The following is a 17,878-nucleotide window of genomic DNA, read 5'->3' on the forward strand; positions in this document are numbered from 1 at the left end:
TGATTTTTTACGCGCGACAAGAATAATTGGCAAAAGATTAACATCCTTGCGCGCAGTCAGTTTGCCGCTGTGAGAGTCGAAATGGACGGTACGAAAATCAAGAATATGGAAGAGTTTGCCGCTTTGAGCGGTATCTCGAGACCGACCATTTCGAAGTATTTCAATGATCCGGACAGTGTGCGGCCCAAGACACGGGAGCGCATCGAAGAGGCGCTCGAACGCTACGACTACCGCCCGAACATCTTTGCGATTAATCAGAATCGCAAGATGACCAAGAACATTGGTATCGTGGTCCCCTACCTTGCAGACCCGTTCTTTGGTGAAATCGCGCGGAACATTGAGCAGCGCTGTATCGATGCAGGATACAGACCGACATTGTTCAGCTCGCATGGTGAGCGAGATCTTGAAATCGACATTCTGGATAGCCTCCGGTCATTGAAGCCTGCCGGTGTTCTTCTGGCACCCCTCGGGCGGGCGTCTGATCGTTCGAAAATCGAAGATTTCTGCAATGAAGTTCCCACTGTCTTGTTTGACAGTAATATCGACGGCGTGGGTGAGGCGTTTGTCGGGTCGGACAATTTTAGCTTTGTATCTCAGAGTGTTGACTACCTGATGGATTCCGGTGAGCCGCCGGTTTTCTTTGAAATGAGGAACCCGGCCAACCCGAACGCAAACAAACGTCGCGCGGCGTATATCCAGAAAATGGAAAGCATGGGGCAGACGCCTCACGTTCTGAAAATCGAAGGCGAAGGCTGGGCGTTCGAGGAAATCGGGCGTCAGGGCGCGTTCGAGGTTCTGGATGGAAAGGCGCTGCCGTCAGATACGATTCTTTGTAGCAACGATCGTCTGGCAATTGGCTTCCTGGCTGCGTGTTATGAACGAGGCATCCGTGTGGGTCGGGCCGAGGGATGCGCGATGAGAGTGGCGTCTCACGATGATCATCCCTTTTCGAAGTTCACGTGCCCTGCACTGACCACGGTTGCACATGACTATGATTCTGTCGCGGGGCATAGCGTGGAGACGTTGTTTTCGTTGATCGAGAACGGCGGAAAGTTCCGAGCGAGAACCGAGACGCTCTACCCGGCGCGCTTTATTTTACGGGCTTCCGCGTAGAAAGTTAAAAAAAATTTACGCGCGTAAAATTTATATTGACGCTTTGGATAACGCCCGATAGCTTCCTTGCATCACATCGTCATCCATCTAGGGAGGAATAGGATGAAACTGAGAAACGCACTTCGTGCGGCAACAGCGTTGTCTCTGCTGGCCACTGGCGCATATGCCGACGGTCACGCGAAAGAACTGACAATCGCGATCGTGAACAACGGCCACATGATCAACATGCAGAAGGTTGCAGAAGCCTACACCGAGGAAACTGGTGTGGCTCTGAACTGGGTTTCGCTGGAAGAAGGCGTTCTGCGTGAGCAGGTCACTTCCGACACCGCGACCGGTGGTGGTCAGTATGACATCATCAACATCGGTATGCAGGAAGCGCCTATCTGGGGTGCAGCTGGCTGGATCGAGCCTCTGGAATTCGGCGACGACTACGATGTCGAAGACATTCTGCCCGCCATGCGCGCAGGTCTGAGCCACGACGGTACGCTTTATGCGGCACCGTTCTACGGCGAATCTTCGATGGTGATGTACCGCAAGGATCTGGCTGACGCAGCCGGTGTAACCATCGCGGACAACGACAGCTGGGACAACGTCAAAGCAGCAGCTGCTGCGATGCACGACCCTGACAATGGTGTCTACGGCGCCTGCTTGCGCGGCAAGCCAGGTTGGGGCGACAACGGCGCGTTCATCACAACTGTTGCGAACTCGTTTGGCGCAGCTTGGTTTGACGCCGACATGAAGCCGCAGCTCGACAGCCCTGAGTGGAACGCAGCTGTAAGCTTCTACGTTGACCTGCTGAACAGCTACGGCCCTCCGGGATCCGAAGGCAACTCGTTCAACGAAATCCTTGCTCTGTACAACCAGGACAAGTGCGGTCTCTGGATTGACGCGACAATCGCGGCATCCTTCCTGGAGAACCCGAACGTTGCATACGCACAGTCGCCAAACGCAGGTAACCCTGTTGGTGCGAACTGGCTGTGGGCATGGGCCATGGCGGTTCCTGCCGGTACGGAAAATGCAGAAGAAGCCAAGGCATTCATCGAATGGGCGACTTCCAAAGCTTACGTTCAGGCTGTCGGTAACCACCCTGACTTCGGCTGGGGCTCTGTTCCAACTGGTCAGCGTGCCTCGACCTACCAGATCCCTGAATTCCAGGCAGTTGCCAAGTTCGCTGAAGCCGAGCTTGCAGCAATCGACTCCGCGGCTCCTGAAGCAACTGATCTGAAGCCATACGTTGGCGTGCAGTTCGTTGCTATCCCTGAGTTCCCGGAAATCGGTTCGGCCTTTGGTCAGGAAATGGCCGCTGCACTTTCCGGTGCGAAGTCTGTCGAAGATGCACTTGCCGCCGCGCAGGCTGCTGCAGACTCCATCATGAAGGAAGCAGGCTACTACTAAGCCTCGAAACTTCGGAAAGATCCGGACTTATTCCGGGTCTTTCCACCCCAGGGCTTTCGTCGTTCGCCCGGTCTGACGTATCGTAGCGCAGCCTTTTCGGGACGACCGCACAATCTGACATCGCTTCGCGTCGCGCCCTTTCACTTTGCTGAGAGACAATCGTCATGGCCAATCGAACCGTACCACGTCTGCTACAGACACCAGCTGTCCTTCTGCTCTTGTTTTGGATGCTTGTTCCACTGAGCATGACGCTGTTCTTCTCCTTTATTCGTTATGTTCTTAACAACCTGCGCCGCCCCGAATGGACATCCCCGTCGATCGACAACTGGCGTGGTCTGGGCAATTATCAGTACGTCTGGGGCCAGGATTCTTTTTGGCTGGCCATTCAGAACTCGCTGCTCATTGTTTGCAGCATTCTGTTCCTGACAGTCACCCTTGGTATTGCCATTGCAATTCTGGTGAACCGCACATTCCCGGGACGGGGTATTGTCAGGGTCCTGCTGATTTCACCCTTCTTTGTGATGCCCGCGGTTAACGCCGTCCTTTGGATCAACATGTTGCTTGATCCGGTTCTTGGCCTGCAAGGCATCGCTGTAAACGGGATCAATGACATGATCGCCGGGATGCGCGAAGCGCCCGTCGTCGGCTGGTTCTTTTCGCTCTGGCCCGAGTTCGAACCAATTTCGTTCCGTGCCACGCAAACCTCTGCCTATGCGGTGATCATGATGGTCACTTGGCAATGGACGCCCTTTGCGGTCCTGATCTTCATGACCTCGCTGCAATCCGAAGACCAACAGCAAAAAGAAGCCGCGCTTCTGGATGGTGCTGGTGCGTGGTCGCAGTTTCGATTTCTGACACTGCCGCACCTGGGTCGTCCAATTGCGATCGTGGTGATGATCCAAGCGATTTTCCACCTCTCGCTCTACGCCGAGATTGAGATCGTCAGCCGGGGTAACGGCAACAAAAACCTGCCGTACTACATCGGCGAGCTGGTCAATAACAACATCGGTGCTGCATCTGCCACGGGCATCTTCGCAGTCATTCTCGCCAACATTGTCGCCATCTTCCTGCTTCGGATGATCGGCAAGACATTGATGGAATAAGGGGGCCACCATGGCTATCGTTGCACAACACACGAAGTTCTCGAAAATTGCCTGGCCGGTTCTGGCTTGGGTGGTGGCGCTGATCTTCTTCTTCCCGATCTTCTATATGGTCCTGACCAGCTTCAAGACTGACGCGGATGCGGTGAAGCCTGAATTCTTGTTCTCGTTCACGCCAACGCTCGAGAACTACGCCAACATGACCGAAAACTATGACTACTGGCGGTTTGCCCGGAATTCGGTGATCACGGCTGTATCGGCTACGATCTTCACGTTGGTTGTCGCCGTGCCCTGCGCCTACGCAATGGCCTTTAACCCGACGCGGGCGACAAAGGACATCCTGATGTGGATGCTGTCCACCAAGATGCTTCCTGCGGCAGCGGTTCTGTACCCGATGATTTTCATGACCAAGGCGGCTGGGCTGTATGACACGCATTTCCTGATCATCATGGTGTTGAGCCTGATCAACCTGCCAATCGTGATCTGGATGCTCTTTACCTACTTCAAGGACATCCCCAAGGACATCATCGAGGCTGGCAAGATGGACGGTCTGAACACCTGGGGTGAAGTGCGCGAGATCTTGATCCCGCTGGCTTGGGGCGGCATCGCATCGACCGCTTTGCTCTGCTTCATCTTTTGTTGGAACGAGGCGTACTGGACTGTTCGACTGACGACAACCGACGCCGCGACATTGTCCAAACTCATCGAAGGCAACCGTGCTCCGGAAGGGCTGTTCTTTGGACGCCTCTCTGCGGTGTCTACCGCCGCTGTTGGCCCCATCGTTGTGCTGGGCTGGTTCTGTCAAAAACAATTGGTCCAAGGCCTGACCTTTGGCGCTGTGAAATAAGGAACGATCATGGGACGCATCGTACTAAAAGACGTAAAAAAGAGCTTTGGCGAAACCAACGTCATTCCGCCACTGAACCTTGAGATCGACGATGGTGAGTTCGTGGTTTTTGTGGGCCCATCGGGCTGCGGGAAATCGACTTTGCTCCGGATGATCGCCGGGTTGGAAGATCTGACCGCAGGTGATGTCGAAATCGACGGCAACGTCGTGACCGAGGTGCCGCCTTCGAAACGTGGGCTTGCCATGGTGTTCCAGTCCTATGCGCTTTACCCGCATATGACGGTCCGCAAGAACATCGCATTTCCTATGCGCATGGCTGGCATTGATGAAGAGACCCAGAAAGCCAAGATCGAGGCAGCGGCCACATCGTTGAACCTGACCGACTATCTGGATCGCAAACCGGGCCAGTTGTCAGGTGGTCAGCGCCAGCGTGTTGCAATTGGCCGTGCGATCGTACGAGAACCTGCGGCGTTCCTTTTTGACGAACCACTGTCGAACCTTGACGCTGCTTTGCGTGTCGGCATGCGTCTTGAGATCATGGAGCTTCATGAAAAACTGAAGACGACCATGATTTATGTGACACACGATCAGGTCGAGGCCATGACAATGGCGGACAAAATCGTTGTCTTGCAGGCCGGTGTGATCGAACAGGTTGGTTCTCCGCTGGATCTCTACCATGCGCCGCGCAACAAGTTTGTGGCTGGTTTCATCGGCTCGCCAAAGATGAACCTGTTCGAAGGCGAAGAAGCGACGAAGCGGAACGCCCACACAATCGGCATCCGGCCCGAGCATATGACCGTTTCCAAGACGGAAGGCCTGTGGGAAGGCACCGTTGGTGTCGCCGAGCATCTGGGCTCAGATACATTCCTTCATATCCATGAAACCGGGTTGATGGACATGATGACGGTTCGGGTGAATGGTGATTTTGCAGCCCGCCATGGCGACAAGATTTTCCTGACACCAGACGAAAACCAGATCCACCGCTTCGATGCAGAAGGAATGCGGATCGAATGAAGAGACTGGACGGCAAAATTGCGTTGATAACCGGTGCCGCGCGCGGCATCGGTCTGGCATTCGCCAAGGCTTATGTGTCCGAAGGCGCGCGTGTCGCGATTGCGGATATCGACATTGCACGCGCCAAGACTGCTGCGGCAGAGCTTGGTGAAAACGCAATTGCCGTCGAATTGGATGTCACGGATCAGTCCAGCATCGATGGCGCCGTGGCTGCGACGATCGCGCAATTTGGCCAGATCGACGTTCTGATCAACAATGCGGCGATCTTCACTGCAGCCCCGATCGCAGAGATTAGCCGCGACGACTACGCACGCGTGTTCGATATCAATGTGTCGGGAACTCTGTTCATGATGCAGGCTGTTGCCAACCACATGATCGAACGTGGTGGTGGTGGAAAGATCATCAATATGGCTTCGCAGGCAGGCCGCCGAGGTGAGCCTTTGGTCGCTGTCTACTGCGCCACCAAAGCCGCTGTGATCAGCCTCACGCAATCGGCAGGTCTGAATCTGATTCAGCATGGAATCAACGTAAATGCGATTTCGCCGGGCGTTGTTGATGGCGAACACTGGGATGGCGTCGACGCTTTCTTTGCGAAGCACGAAGGAAAAGCACCTGGTCAGAAAAAGTCGGAGGTCGCGGCGGGCGTGCCTTTCGGGCGCATGGGAGTGGCCGAAGATCTGACTGGCATGGCCGTGTTTCTGGCAAGCGATGATGCGGAATATGTGGTCGCCCAGACGTACAACGTCGATGGCGGACAATGGATGAGCTGATGGACGACTTTTCCCAAGGACTTATGCCCATGAAACTGAGTGACTCTGCCCTGAGCCGGTTGCCGGATGCCATCGAGTGTCCGCGCTATGATCGCTCTCGTTTGCGTCCTGGGATTGTGCATATCGGATTGGGCAATTTTCACCGGGCCCACCAAGCCTGGTATCTGCATCGTTTGATGCAAAAGGGGCAGGCGTTGGATTGGGCTATCATTGGCGCCGGCGTCCGGCCTTATGATGCCAAGATGCGCGACAAGCTTCTGGAGCAGGATTGCCTGACGACGCTGATCGAACTCGATCCCAAGGGAACCCGTGCCGAAGTGATCGGCTCCATGATTGACTATCTTCCGATTGAAGAGGGCAATGGTCCTTTGATCGCTCAAATGGCGGATGCGTCTATTCGGATCGTTGCTCTTACCGTGACCGAAGGCGGTTATTTCCTCGATGCAGCCACGGGCGATTTTGACGCTGATCACGAAGACATTCGCCATGACGCCCAAAACCCCGAGCAGCCCAGAACCGTCTTTGGTGCAATCGTCGCGGCCCTTCGGTTGCGCCGAGCCAACGGCCTTCCGCCGTTTACAGCGCTGAGCTGTGACAACCTGCAGGGCAATGGCGAAATTTTGCGATCCTGCGTGGTTGGTCTGGCTTCGATGACAGATCCGGAACTGGCCGAATGGATTGACAGCACCGGCGCTTTCCCCAATTCCATGGTGGATTGCATCGTCCCGGCCACCAGTGATGAATTGATCGAACTGGCGCAGGACATGGGGATTGAAGATGCCGCGCCAGTTAGCCACGAGAGCTTTCGTCAGTGGGTTCTGGAGGACGTGTTTTGCAACGGACGCCCAGCATGGGAAGCTGTGGGTGCGACGATAACCGGTGACGTTCATAGCTATGAGACCATGAAAATCCGGGTTCTCAATGGTGGGCATCAGGTCCTTGCGAATGCTGGAGAGATCCTTTCGCTGGACACGATCGCGGACTGCATGCAGGACGAACAACTGCCCGCGTTTTTCCGCAAGATTCAGCAAGACGGAATTCTACCTTACGTGAGTGCGGTGCCTGAAATGGATCCGTCTGACTATTTGACACTGATCGAAGAGCGCTTTGCCAATCCGCGCATTCACGATTCCGTCCGGCGCGTGGCCTTTGACGGATCTTCACGCCACACCGGTTTCATTCTGCCGGTGCTGCGTGACGCAATCGCATCCGGTGCATCGGTTCAGGCGCTTGCACTGGTCGAAGCACTGTGGGCCCGCATGTGCACTGGTCTGCGCGAAGATGGCAGCGAGATCGAACCAAATGATCCCAACTGGGATGCACTGCAAGCGGCAGCACTCAAGGCCAAGACCAATCCGGTTGTCTGGCTGGAGCAATCCGAGATTTATGGCGCGCTGGTTCAGGAAGAAGCCTTTGTTGCAGCCTTTGGCGGTTGGTTGACCAAGCTGCACGACCAGGGATGCCGGGCGACGCTGAGCGAATACCTAAGCTGACGCAGCTGCAGTGAAAGCAAAGAAAAAGGCTTGCACTGGTGCAAGCCTTTTGCCGTTTATTCTGGTGTGTCCAAGGTCGCCCAGGTTTTGTCTTTTGCAGGCGGGGGCGGTGTTTCGCAGGTTTTGTGATGTATCGAAACCTTGGCGATAAAGTTGGCGGAAATGGGTGCTGTGACAAACAGGAACACAACGATCAGCAACTGATGCATTGACCCGTCGCCATAGACCCAAGCGTGCAGAACAGCGGCCAGCAACAAGGACCCGACGCCCAGCGTGCCAACCTTTGTTGGGGCGTGCAGCCGTGTCATGGGGTTGTCGAATTTGACCAGCCCAATCGCACCGACAACGGAAAACAGCGCTCCGAAAAGGAGGCAGGCGATGATGGCAAACTCTCCGATTGATGTCGCGGTCATTCGATGATGTCCCCCCTCAAAACAAACCGGGCGTAGGCCACGGTCGAAACAAAGCCGAGCATCGCGATGATCATGCTCGCTTCGAAATAGATCGACGTGCCTTGTGCGATGCCCAGCAATACGATCAATCCAATGGCGTTCACGGTCAGTGTATCCAAAGCGAGAATGCGGTCCGATGTCGTCGGGCCGATAATCAGTCGGACCAGCGACAGAATTTTGGCAACGGCCACTGCGCCAAAGGCAAAACGGATGGTCCAATCAACAAGCGTGGGATCAGGGGTCATGCAAAGATCTCCTTCAAACGGCGCTCATAGCGGTCTTTGATCTGATCGCGCACTTCATCGGGGCTTTCGGCATCCAGGGCATGCACCAACAGGCTATGGCCTTCGCTGGACAGATCTGCAGTCACCGTTCCGGGGGTCAGGGTGATTGTCCCGGCCAAAATCGCGATTGCTTCTGGTGTCCGCAGTTCGAGAGGAACAACAACCCAACAAGGGCGCAGCTTGGAATTGGGCCGGGTCAGTACGATCCATGCGACCTGAACATTGGCAACGATGATGTCCCAGACGACCAGAAAGAAATACAGTATGAATTTACCCAGCTTGATGCCGCGGGGCCGATCGGGCCACCACGCCGCTGTAACTGCGGGGATGATGATCCCGAGGATCAGCCCGAAAACGGCCATTCCTGCGGAGAAGTCGTTCTGTAGCAATATCCAGACCACGGTCAGAAAAAGGGTCAGGATTGGGTGCGGCAGGATGCGTCCTGCAAGCGTACTCATGTCAGTGATCCTCCTCGCTGCTGTCTTTTGGTTTGCTCAGCTTGCCCGGCGTGTCGAGAACCTTTTCCATATAGGCATCCGGCGCAAACAATTGTGCTGATGTGGCCTGCATGTAGCGTGTCATTGGGCCAGCCAGAACCGTGTGAAGCGCGATCAGAGCCAGTAGCCCCATCACTGCGCCATAGGCCAATGCGCTTGGTGCCTGCTGGTCATCCTCGGATACTTCTTGGCTGTCGTCGTCGTCTTCATCCACCTCGGGGCGCAGGCTTTCGGATTTCCAAAACACAACACTGCCTGCGCGGGCAAATCCAACAACCGAGATCAAACTTGAACCAAGAATGATGGCCCAGATCCACGGCATTGCCCCTTCGCTGAAACCGGCGTTCAGGATGAGCAACTTGCCGACGAAGCCTGACAATGGCGGCAAACCGGCCATGGCAATCGCCGCGGCAAAGAACAACCCAGCCGTTAAGGGCGCGCCTGCGATGGGGGGCTGTGTGGTTAGCTGCAGATCGTTGCGGCTTTGCTCGACCAGATCGACAATCAGGAAAAGAGCGGCGGCGGCGAATGTCGAATGCACGATGTAGTAGAGCGCAGCCGAGATGCCGGCCTCAGAGAACATCGAAATGGCAACCATGACCATGCCCATGGACCCGACGACCGAAAAGGCGACCAGCCTGTCCAGTTTCTTTGCCGCCAGTAGGCCGATCATACCCAACGCCAGCGAAAGCAGCGCAAAGGGCATGAGCCAAGTGTGGTGCAATCCGGCCGTGGCCTCGAGGCTTTCGGGAAAGATCATTGTGTAGACACGGATGATCGCATAGGCGCCGACTTTGGTCATGATCGCAAAGAGTGCGGCAACAACTGGGGGCGCTTCGGCATAGCTGGAGGGCAGCCAGACATGAAGCGGGACCAACGCGGCCTTGATTGCGAATACCAACAACAGCAACACGGCAGCCACACGGATGCCGACAGTTTGCTCCGCGCCGACCATTTGCGCCCTGGCCGCCAGATCCGCCATGTTCAGAGTGCCGGTTTCCGCATAGATCGAACCCAGAGCGAACAGGAACAGTGTTGATCCGATCAGGTTGAAAGACACGTATTGCACGCCAGCCTTGAGCCGGACATTGCCACCACTGTGTATCATCAGGCCGTAGGACGCGATCAGCAGGATTTCGAAGAAAACAAACAGGTTGAAAAGGTCGCCGGTCAAAAAGGCGCCCATGATCCCCATGATCTGGAACTGGAACAGGGCATGAAAATGCCGTCCGCGTTCATCCCATTTCGATCCGATTCCATACAAGAGCACCATGAGTGCCAGAATGGAGGTCAGCAGAACCATCATGGTCGACAGTCGGTCCGCAACCAGTACGATCCCGAAAGGGGCTGCCCAATCGCTGAGCTGATACAGGGTGACTGTCCCGTCAGACGCCTGCCAGACAAGACCTGCCGCGATTGCGATCAGTGCCAAGACACCAGCGACAGAGAACACGCGCTGAATGCCCATATGGTAACGCGCTGCAAGGACGATGAACGGTGCCAGAAAAGCAGGCAGAACGACGGGCGCAATAATCCAGTGGGTCATACTGCATCCTCCGTCTCGGTGGCTTGCTCATCCGGACCATCATCCACGGCATCATCATCGGCGCCCAGGAAGGCACCCAGCGCAATCATCACCACGACCGCTGTCATCCCAAAGGAAATCACAATCGCGGTCAGAACCAGAGCCTGAGGCAATGGGTCGGTGTACCGTGTTACGTCATCCATCAACACCGGCGGCGCGCCGATAGTCAGACGGCCTGAGGCGAACAGGAATACGTTCACAGCATATGTGATCAGCGAAAGCCCGAGGATCACGGGGAATGTCCGCAAGCGCAGGATCAGATAGATCCCTGCTGCGGTCAGAAGGCCAATGGCCGAAGCGACAAGCAGTTCCATATCAGCCTCCTGCCTTCATGATGTTTTCCGGATCGTCGCGTGATGGGTCGATGTCAATCGGATGTTCCGTGTCCGGACGTTCAGACCGGCGCGCCAGTCTCGAATAGCTTTCCAGCGACAGCATGACCGCGCCGACCACAGCCAGAAAAACGCCGAGGTCAAACAACGCAGCGGTCGCCAACTCGAACTTCTCGAATGGCGGTATGCGCACATATGTGAAATCCGAAGTCAGGAAGGGCTTGCCCACGAACCAAGACCCGATACCGGTTAGCCCAGCGATCAGGACACCGGCCCCGATAATGCCGTGATAAGGATACCGCAAACGGGCGGCGGCCCAGTTAAAGCCGCTGGCCATGTACTGCATCACCACGGCAATGGACACGATCAGTCCGGCGATGAACCCGCCGCCGGGTTCGTTGTGGCCGCGCAGGAAGACATAGAAACCAACCATGAGCACAACAGGCATCATCACCCGCGTCAGCACGACCATCATGCCGGGGTGTGCGTCACCTGCCTGTGGCATGTCCGGCTCACGGTTCAGCAAGCGTGCACGAACAGGCCCCCCCAAAAGCGCTTCGGTCAGCGCAAAGATCAGCAGGGCGGCAATGCCCAGAACGATGATTTCGCCGTAGGTGTCGAATCCCCGGAAATCCACAAGGATCACGTTAACGACGTTGGTCCCGCCGCCACCTTTGTAGGAATTGGCCAGATGGAAGGCAGAAATACTCTGATCGACGGCGTCGCGCATGAGGAAGTGATAGGTCAAACCCATGGCTGCCAGACCACCGGCCACAGCGACGACCGTGTCCCGCGACCGGCGCAAGACCGAGCTTTCGATTGGCGACGATTTTGGAAGGAAGTTCAACGCCAGCAACAACAGTACGATCGTGACCACTTCGACTGTGATTTGGGTCATCGCCAGATCAGGCGCGCTGAGGAAAATGAAACCGACCGAAACCATCAGACCGATCACCCCCATGAACACCAGCGCCAGCAGGCGGTTGCGGTGCAGGAAGACCAGACCGATGGTGGCGGCTACCAATGTCGCCCAACCCGCAACAGCGATTGCTGTCACCGGCTGTAGGGTGCGGGTCGCGTCACCAACTGTTCCCGTCGTCCAGGCGTAGTATCCGGCAAGGATGATGAACGACATGGCCAGAGCGGCGTAACGTGAAAACGCGCCGTTGTGGCTGCGCAGGATCAGGCCTTGGGCCAGCTTCACGACGTTTTCGATCAAGGCTTCGAAAATCACCTTGGCCTCGGGGCGCGGCGCGGCGTCCCACAGTCGCAGGGCAGGGCGGTAGACAGCCAACAGGATCAATCCGCCGACAACCGCTGCAATCGACATATAAAGCGCGGGCACAAGCCCATGCCAAATCTTGAAGTACGCCTTGGGCACTTCTGCGGCCTCACCCAAAAGCGATGCCGTCACCATTTTAACGAATGGTTCGGCCAAAAACGGCGCCACACCGATTGCGACGACCAGTACGACAAGGATCACAGGCGGCAACCATAGGCCGGGACCCGGGTCATGAGGCGTGGTTGGATAGTCATCACGCTTGGGCCCGAGAAAGACATGGCCAACATAGCGGAAGGAATATGCTGCCGAGAAAAGCGATCCAAAGACCGCCAGCGCTGGCACCAGCCAAGGAGAGCCGAACAGGACGGTGTGGTTGGCCTCTTCCAGCATCATTTCCTTGGACAGGAACCCGTTCAGGAACGGAATCCCGGCCATGGAAAGGGCTGCCAAGGTCGCAAAGATGAAGGTGATGGGCATTAGGTGGCGCAATCCGCCCAGACGTCGAATGTCGCGTGTGTGCGCTTCGTGGTCGATGATGCCGGCGGACATGAATAGCGCGGCCTTGAAAGTCGCGTGGTTGAGAATGTGAAACACCGCTGCCATGGCACCAAACGCAGTGCCGGTGCCCAGCAGCATGGTGATCAGCCCAAGATGCGAAACAGTCGAGAAGGCCAGCAGCGCTTTGAGGTCGTGCTTGAACAGGGCGATCACTGCGCCCAGAACCATTGTGATCAGTCCGGCTGTTGTGACGATCGCGAACCATTCGGGTGTCCCTGACAGCACCGGCCAAAGACGGGCCATCAGGAAGATGCCAGCCTTAACCATAGTGGCAGAGTGCAGATAGGCAGACACCGGAGTGGGTGCGGCCATGGCGTGCGGGAGCCAGAAGTGGAACGGGAACTGCGCAGACTTGGTAAAACACCCCAGCAGGATCAGCAGCAGCGCAGGCAGGTAGAGCGGGCTGGCCTGAATGGCCTCGCGGCTTTGAAGAATGTCCGAAAGATTGTAGCTGCCAGCGATTTGACCGAGGATCAGCATGCCGCCGATCATGGCCAGTCCGCCCATACCCGTTACGGTCAAAGCCATCCGCGCACCCTGACGGCCTTCGGGCAGGTGTTTCCAAAATCCGATCAGCAGGAACGAAGACAGCGATGTCAGCTCCCAGAACACAAGCAAAAGCAATATGTTATCGCTCATGACGATGCCGACCATGGCTCCTTGGAACAGCAGAAGGTACGTGAAAAATGCCCCCATGTTGTCTTTGCGCGAAAGGTAGTGCCGCGCGTAGGCGATGATCAGCAGGCCAATGCCAAGGATCAAAAAGGCAAAGAAAAACCCAAGCCCGTCCAGCATGAGCGAGAAATTCAAACCGAGCAGGGGAATCCAATCAATGCTGGCTTTGACGGTTTCACCGGCCAGAACGGCAGGCAGGTTGGTCAACAGTCCGATGAACGCGGCCAGCGAGACCACGAAGGTGATCCCGGCGCAGGCCGCGCGTCCAGCTTGGTTCATCAGTCCAGGCAGCAACGCTCCGAGAAATGGCAGGGCGACGACGAGAAAAAGAGACACGGCAGCTCCGCAATTTGTTCACAGTGTTCGCCCGATAGAAAAATGGGCGTTCGGATCAGATCGGCCCGTTTGCAAGCAAAGCAGCTCTGCCGGGGGTGCACGCTGTGCGTCATCCCGATTGTGTCATGGACAAATAGGCCCACGTTGCTGCGATCCCAGAAAAAGACCGGCTTCGGAACGTGGTAAGCCAAGCGGCGTCCGGCAGCAAGCCAAGCGCATGTGGTTTTGTCGTGTGAGTTATCCCCGCCCCGGTTTTGCATCTGCGCTTTGTCATGCGTTTTTCAAGAGCAAAACGGATATCCGGGATATTGATTTTATGGGAATGCCGCGAAAAGCGTCGTTGAACGCGGCCACGCCGTGAATAGGCGCGCATTTCGGCAGAGATTTCGTGATGTGCTGCCGCGAGGATCGGAGCGCCTGTTGGCGCCCCGATATTATTTTGGTCAGGCTGCTTTGGCCTGCGGGCCGAAACGGCCGTAGAAATTTTGGTTCTTGGCGGCCATGTCCCGCAGCAAATCCGGGCATGCAAACCGGTCGCCATGAGCGGCTTGCAACGCGTCGCAGCGTTCGGATGCATAGGGTGCACCCAGCATATCGAGCCAAGAGAGCGGACCACCGGACCAAGGCGCAAAGCCCCAACCCAGGATCGCGCCAACGTCGCCTTCGCGGATATCCATCAGAACGCCTTCTTCCAGCGCGCGGACTGCCTCCAGCGATTGCACAAAGAGCAAACGATGCTGAACTTCGGTCAGATCCGGTTGTTCGTCGGCCTGTGGATACTGCGCCGCAACAGCTGCGGAAAGACCGGTGCGATTTCCCTTTTCGTCGTAGTCGTAGAACCCGGATGCCGATTTGCGGCCAAGACGCCCCTGTTCTTCCATCCAAAAGATCACTTCGTCGACTTCGCCATCCGGATAGGCGTCGCCCATCGCGGCACGGGTCGCGCGGGCGATCTTGGCACCCAGATCGATCGAGGTTTCATCCACGAGCTGCAGCGGTCCCAAAGGCATACCCACCATCTTTGCAGCATTTTCGATCAATGCCGGGGCAACCCCTTCTTTGACCATGCGGATGCCTTCGTTGATGTAGGGAATAATGCAGCGGTTCGCGTAGAAGAAGCGCGCATCGTTGACCACAATTGGCGTTTTCCGAATTTGGCGCACATAGTCCAACGCTTTGGCAACGGCGCGATCACCGGTGCCGCGGCCCTTAATGATCTCGACCAGCATCATCTTTTCAACGGGGCTGAAGAAGTGGATGCCGATGAAGTTCTCGGCATTTTTGGATGCCTTGGACAATTCGGTGATCGGAAGAGTCGATGTGTTGGTTGCAAAGATGCAATCTGCGTCTGTGACTGCATCGACTTGCGCGGTCACTTCGGCCTTGATCTTGGGATCTTCGAAGACAGCTTCGATGATCAGATCACATCCCTTAAGTGCAGCGTAATCTGTGGTTGCCGTGATCCGGCCAGCCATGGTTGCGGCCATCTCTTCGCTGATTTTCTTGCGTTGTACACCTTTGGCAAAATGCGCTTCGGCATAGCCTTTGCCTTTGTCTGCCGCGGCTTGATCGCGATCGAGCAGCACGACTTCGATGCCGGCCTGCGCCGACACGAGCGCGATACCCGCACCCATCATGCCCGCGCCAAGAACGCCAACTTTGCTGACGCGCTGATCCGCAACATCAGCAGGACGCACGGCGCCTTTTTCCAGGGCTTCTTTGTTGATGAACAGCGAACGGATCATATTGGCCGAGCTGGGGTTCATCAGCACGTTGGTAAACCAGCGCGCTTCGATTTTGAGGGCGGTGTCGAATGGAACCAGCGCACCTTCATACACTGCGCTGAGCAAGGCCTTTGCGGCAGGATAAACGCCCTTGGTTTTGCCGTTGACCATAGCGGAGGCACCAACAAACGTCATGAAACCTGCTGGATGATAGGGCGCGCCGCCGGGCATCTTGTAGCCTTTGGCGTCCCATGGCTTCACGATGTCGGCGTCTTTCGCGCTCAGAACCCATTCACAGGCCGCGGCTACCGGATCGGCGGCGATTTCGTCGACGATCCCAGCCTTCTGCGCAGCAACCGGATCCATCAGTTTGCCTTCCAACAGATAGGGGCTGGCGGCCATGGCACCCATCTTGCGAACCAGTCGCGTGGTTCCGCCGGCCCCCGGGAAGATGCCAACCATGATTTCCGGCAGACCAATCTTGGCCTTGGGGTTTGGCGCTGCGAAAATGCGGTGTGTCGAAAGCGGAATTTCCAGACCAATGCCAAGCGCGGTGCCGGGCAGCGCCGTTGCGATTGGCTTGCCGCCTTTGTTGGTCTTTGCATCCATGCCAGCCCGTTCGATTTTGCGCATGATGCGATGGGCGTTCATGATGCCATCAAACAAACCGCGCGCAGGATCGTCGCCAGCCATTTCTTTCATTTTGGCGATGACATTCAGGTCCATGCCGCCTGCAAAACTGTCCTTGCCAGATGTGATGACCACGCCCTTGACGGCATCATCTGCCAAAGCCTGATCCACAAGCCCATCCAGAACGTCCCATGCCTCGAGGGTCATGACATTCATGGATTTTTCTTTGACGTCCCATGTGATGATCGCGACGCCGTCGTCGCGTGTCTGCATGCTAAAATCGGCCATGTCTCTTGGTCCTTTCCAGGTACTGGCTGTGCGCATTCAGCGCTTTTTATGTGATGTTTGCGGGGGCACAGTGGATTCAGTTTGCGCTGAACAAGGCTGTGCCGGTGTTATTGTAGGCTGGCTCGCGTTCATCGTGCCGCATCCCCTGAATTCAGATCGGCCTGCAAATCAGAACCGAGTGGATGCAATGACAGCACTTCGTTTGGCACGGATGAGCGGATGCCATTGGCTTTCCAAGTGCCATCCTCAAGCGTCAAAGCCATTGTGTTTTCATAAGGTGGTACAACGTAACCGCCGCCATTTAGGGCATAGGTTTTATGCACACCTGTGATCGAATGCCGGGCGTGCTTGTCGAACTCGGCACGCAGGCAAATGCGATGGAACTCGGTTGCTCCGTTGCGCTGCAGGCTTTCGTGTTGTGTCCTAAACGTCTCGATCAGTTCTGACTGGGTGCTGACATGGTACGTGCCATTGGGAGAATGGATAGCGCCCGGCAAGACAATTAGACCCGCAAGGTCATCCCACTGCTTGGACCAGAACAGGCGTGTCGCAACGTCCAGATATTGTTGGTAAATCGTATCGGCTGTTGTTTGGGTCATGACAGATCGCTGTGTACCATTTTGTCGAGTGTCATGTGCTCGATCGGATGCATCACCGATGTGATCCGCCAAACCGCGTCCTCGCCCTGTTCCAGAGTCATGGCGCTGTCATAACCTTCAGAAAGCAGAGTTTTCCCACTCAGAAGGTACGTTCGATAGGTTCCCTGCATTCTCTTGGAGCCGATCATATGAACACTTCGGATGGTCCGGATCATGTTCGTGATGCCCTTGATCTTGAACTCTCGCTGGTACTGCTCGAAATCAATCTGCAATCGATGGGCGTCCGGAAATATTTCGGTGCCATGCGCTTTTTGCACCAAGACCGGAAATGAGGTCAGTTCTTCAAACGTGGCGAAGTCTTTTTCCAGATAACTTTTTGTTATCCGGTCCAACAGGTTCTGAAAAACGGCATAGCCCGGCGATTCCAGCCCGCCGGGTATGGATCGTTCATGTTGAGCACCCAAGAGCGCTTCTTCGTGATCCGTTTCGTCGCGCAGTGCGTATTGGGTGTCCGCGATCTTCCATGAGCCATCTAGGTGAATCATTCGGCACAAGCAGGGAAACGGCGGTTGCACAAGCGATCCATCGGCATCGAGCATGCGTGTCAAATAGGAATACCGAATGGCTTCCGGGCCGTCGAAGATCAATCGATCAACGCGGCGGTCCAGCTTGGTTATGCCCAAGTCTTTGATCCGCTTGCACACACGGTCAAATACCTTCCGGATGTCATCGGTGCTTTCGAGCCAAACAATTCCATCCATCGTCGAAAGTGACTGAGGCAGATGGAAAAGCTCCTCAAAAACCGAATGGTTCCCGGTCAACAACGCATCCTCGGTCCTGTCCAAGGCTTCCTGGGCTATCTCGTAAGCGCGTTGTTGATCGATGATGCTGTACATGTGCCGGC

Annotated in this window: 16 protein-coding genes; 7 read left to right on the forward strand and 9 right to left on the reverse strand. The window is 56.0% G+C overall.

What is annotated here, in order from left to right; genetic code table 11:
• The first annotated feature begins 81 nt into the window (after positions 1–81).
• The 7 genes from PFY00_RS04690 to PFY00_RS04720 all read left to right on the forward strand — a co-directional run bounded on the left by PFY00_RS04690 (position 82) and on the right by PFY00_RS04720 (position 7,732).
• On the forward strand, positions 82–1,113 hold the full coding sequence (locus PFY00_RS04690) for a LacI family DNA-binding transcriptional regulator (RefSeq protein WP_271431340.1): 1,032 nt from the start codon (positions 82–84) through the stop codon (positions 1,111–1,113).
• Between the two features lie 102 nt (positions 1,114–1,215).
• The gene (locus PFY00_RS04695; RefSeq protein ID WP_271431341.1) at positions 1,216–2,508 is read left to right on the forward strand and encodes an ABC transporter substrate-binding protein; all 1,293 of its coding nucleotides are present in this window, start codon (positions 1,216–1,218) and stop codon (positions 2,506–2,508) included.
• A gap of 164 nt (positions 2,509–2,672) precedes the next feature.
• Complete coding sequence (locus tag PFY00_RS04700) at positions 2,673–3,611, forward strand: carbohydrate ABC transporter permease (protein ID WP_271431342.1); 939 nt, start codon at positions 2,673–2,675, stop codon at positions 3,609–3,611.
• Between the two features lie 10 nt (positions 3,612–3,621).
• Positions 3,622–4,455, forward strand: a complete 834-nt coding sequence (locus PFY00_RS04705) for a carbohydrate ABC transporter permease (protein ID WP_271431343.1) — start codon at positions 3,622–3,624, stop codon at positions 4,453–4,455.
• 9 nt (positions 4,456–4,464) lie between these two features.
• On the forward strand, positions 4,465–5,469 hold the full coding sequence (locus tag PFY00_RS04710; RefSeq protein WP_271431344.1) for an ABC transporter ATP-binding protein: 1,005 nt from the start codon (positions 4,465–4,467) through the stop codon (positions 5,467–5,469).
• Positions 5,466–6,239, forward strand: a complete 774-nt coding sequence (locus PFY00_RS04715) for an L-iditol 2-dehydrogenase (RefSeq protein WP_271431345.1) — start codon at positions 5,466–5,468, stop codon at positions 6,237–6,239. Before PFY00_RS04710 ends, PFY00_RS04715 begins: the two co-directional genes overlap by 4 nt.
• A gap of 29 nt (positions 6,240–6,268) precedes the next feature.
• Positions 6,269–7,732: a mannitol dehydrogenase family protein gene (locus PFY00_RS04720; protein ID WP_271431346.1), complete on the forward strand. Its 1,464-nt coding sequence runs from the start codon at positions 6,269–6,271 to the stop codon at positions 7,730–7,732.
• A 56-nt stretch (positions 7,733–7,788) separates the two neighbouring features.
• On the opposite strand, the gene mnhG is transcribed toward PFY00_RS04720, so the two are convergent.
• The 9 genes from mnhG to PFY00_RS04765 all read right to left on the reverse strand — a co-directional run bounded on the left by mnhG (position 7,789) and on the right by PFY00_RS04765 (position 17,870).
• Positions 7,789–8,145, reverse strand: coding sequence for a monovalent cation/H(+) antiporter subunit G (gene mnhG, locus PFY00_RS04725; protein ID WP_271431347.1), 357 nt, complete (start codon positions 8,143–8,145; stop codon positions 7,789–7,791).
• Positions 8,142–8,429: a K+/H+ antiporter subunit F gene (locus tag PFY00_RS04730; protein ID WP_271431348.1), complete on the reverse strand. Its 288-nt coding sequence runs from the start codon at positions 8,427–8,429 to the stop codon at positions 8,142–8,144. Before PFY00_RS04730 ends, mnhG begins: the two co-directional genes overlap by 4 nt.
• The gene (locus tag PFY00_RS04735; protein WP_271431349.1) at positions 8,426–8,926 is read right to left on the reverse strand and encodes a Na+/H+ antiporter subunit E; all 501 of its coding nucleotides are present in this window, start codon (positions 8,924–8,926) and stop codon (positions 8,426–8,428) included. The genes PFY00_RS04730 and PFY00_RS04735 overlap by 4 nt, the downstream gene beginning before the upstream one ends.
• Position 8,927: 1 nt before the next feature.
• Positions 8,928–10,511, reverse strand: a complete 1,584-nt coding sequence (locus tag PFY00_RS04740; RefSeq protein ID WP_271431350.1) for a monovalent cation/H+ antiporter subunit D — start codon at positions 10,509–10,511, stop codon at positions 8,928–8,930.
• Positions 10,508–10,864: a Na+/H+ antiporter subunit C gene (locus PFY00_RS04745; protein ID WP_271431351.1), complete on the reverse strand. Its 357-nt coding sequence runs from the start codon at positions 10,862–10,864 to the stop codon at positions 10,508–10,510. The genes PFY00_RS04740 and PFY00_RS04745 overlap by 4 nt, the downstream gene beginning before the upstream one ends.
• A 1-nt stretch (position 10,865) precedes the next feature.
• Positions 10,866–13,733 (reverse strand): monovalent cation/H+ antiporter subunit A, encoded by a 2,868-nt coding sequence (locus PFY00_RS04750; protein WP_271431352.1) that lies wholly within the window; start codon positions 13,731–13,733, stop codon positions 10,866–10,868.
• A 443-nt stretch (positions 13,734–14,176) separates the two neighbouring features.
• Positions 14,177–16,375, reverse strand: coding sequence for a 3-hydroxyacyl-CoA dehydrogenase NAD-binding domain-containing protein (locus tag PFY00_RS04755; RefSeq protein ID WP_271431353.1), 2,199 nt, complete (start codon positions 16,373–16,375; stop codon positions 14,177–14,179).
• A gap of 128 nt (positions 16,376–16,503) precedes the next feature.
• Entirely contained in the window at positions 16,504–16,974 is a 471-nt protein-coding gene (locus tag PFY00_RS04760) for a hypothetical protein (RefSeq protein ID WP_271431354.1), read from the reverse strand.
• Positions 16,971–17,870: a hypothetical protein gene (locus PFY00_RS04765; protein ID WP_271431355.1), complete on the reverse strand. Its 900-nt coding sequence runs from the start codon at positions 17,868–17,870 to the stop codon at positions 16,971–16,973. The genes PFY00_RS04760 and PFY00_RS04765 overlap by 4 nt, the downstream gene beginning before the upstream one ends.
• Positions 17,871–17,878: the final 8 nt, after the last annotated feature.

Source organism: Thalassococcus lentus (assembly GCF_028023555.1).
In the GTDB taxonomy this organism is placed as follows: Bacteria; Pseudomonadota; Alphaproteobacteria; order Rhodobacterales; family Rhodobacteraceae; genus Thalassococcus_A; species Thalassococcus_A lentus.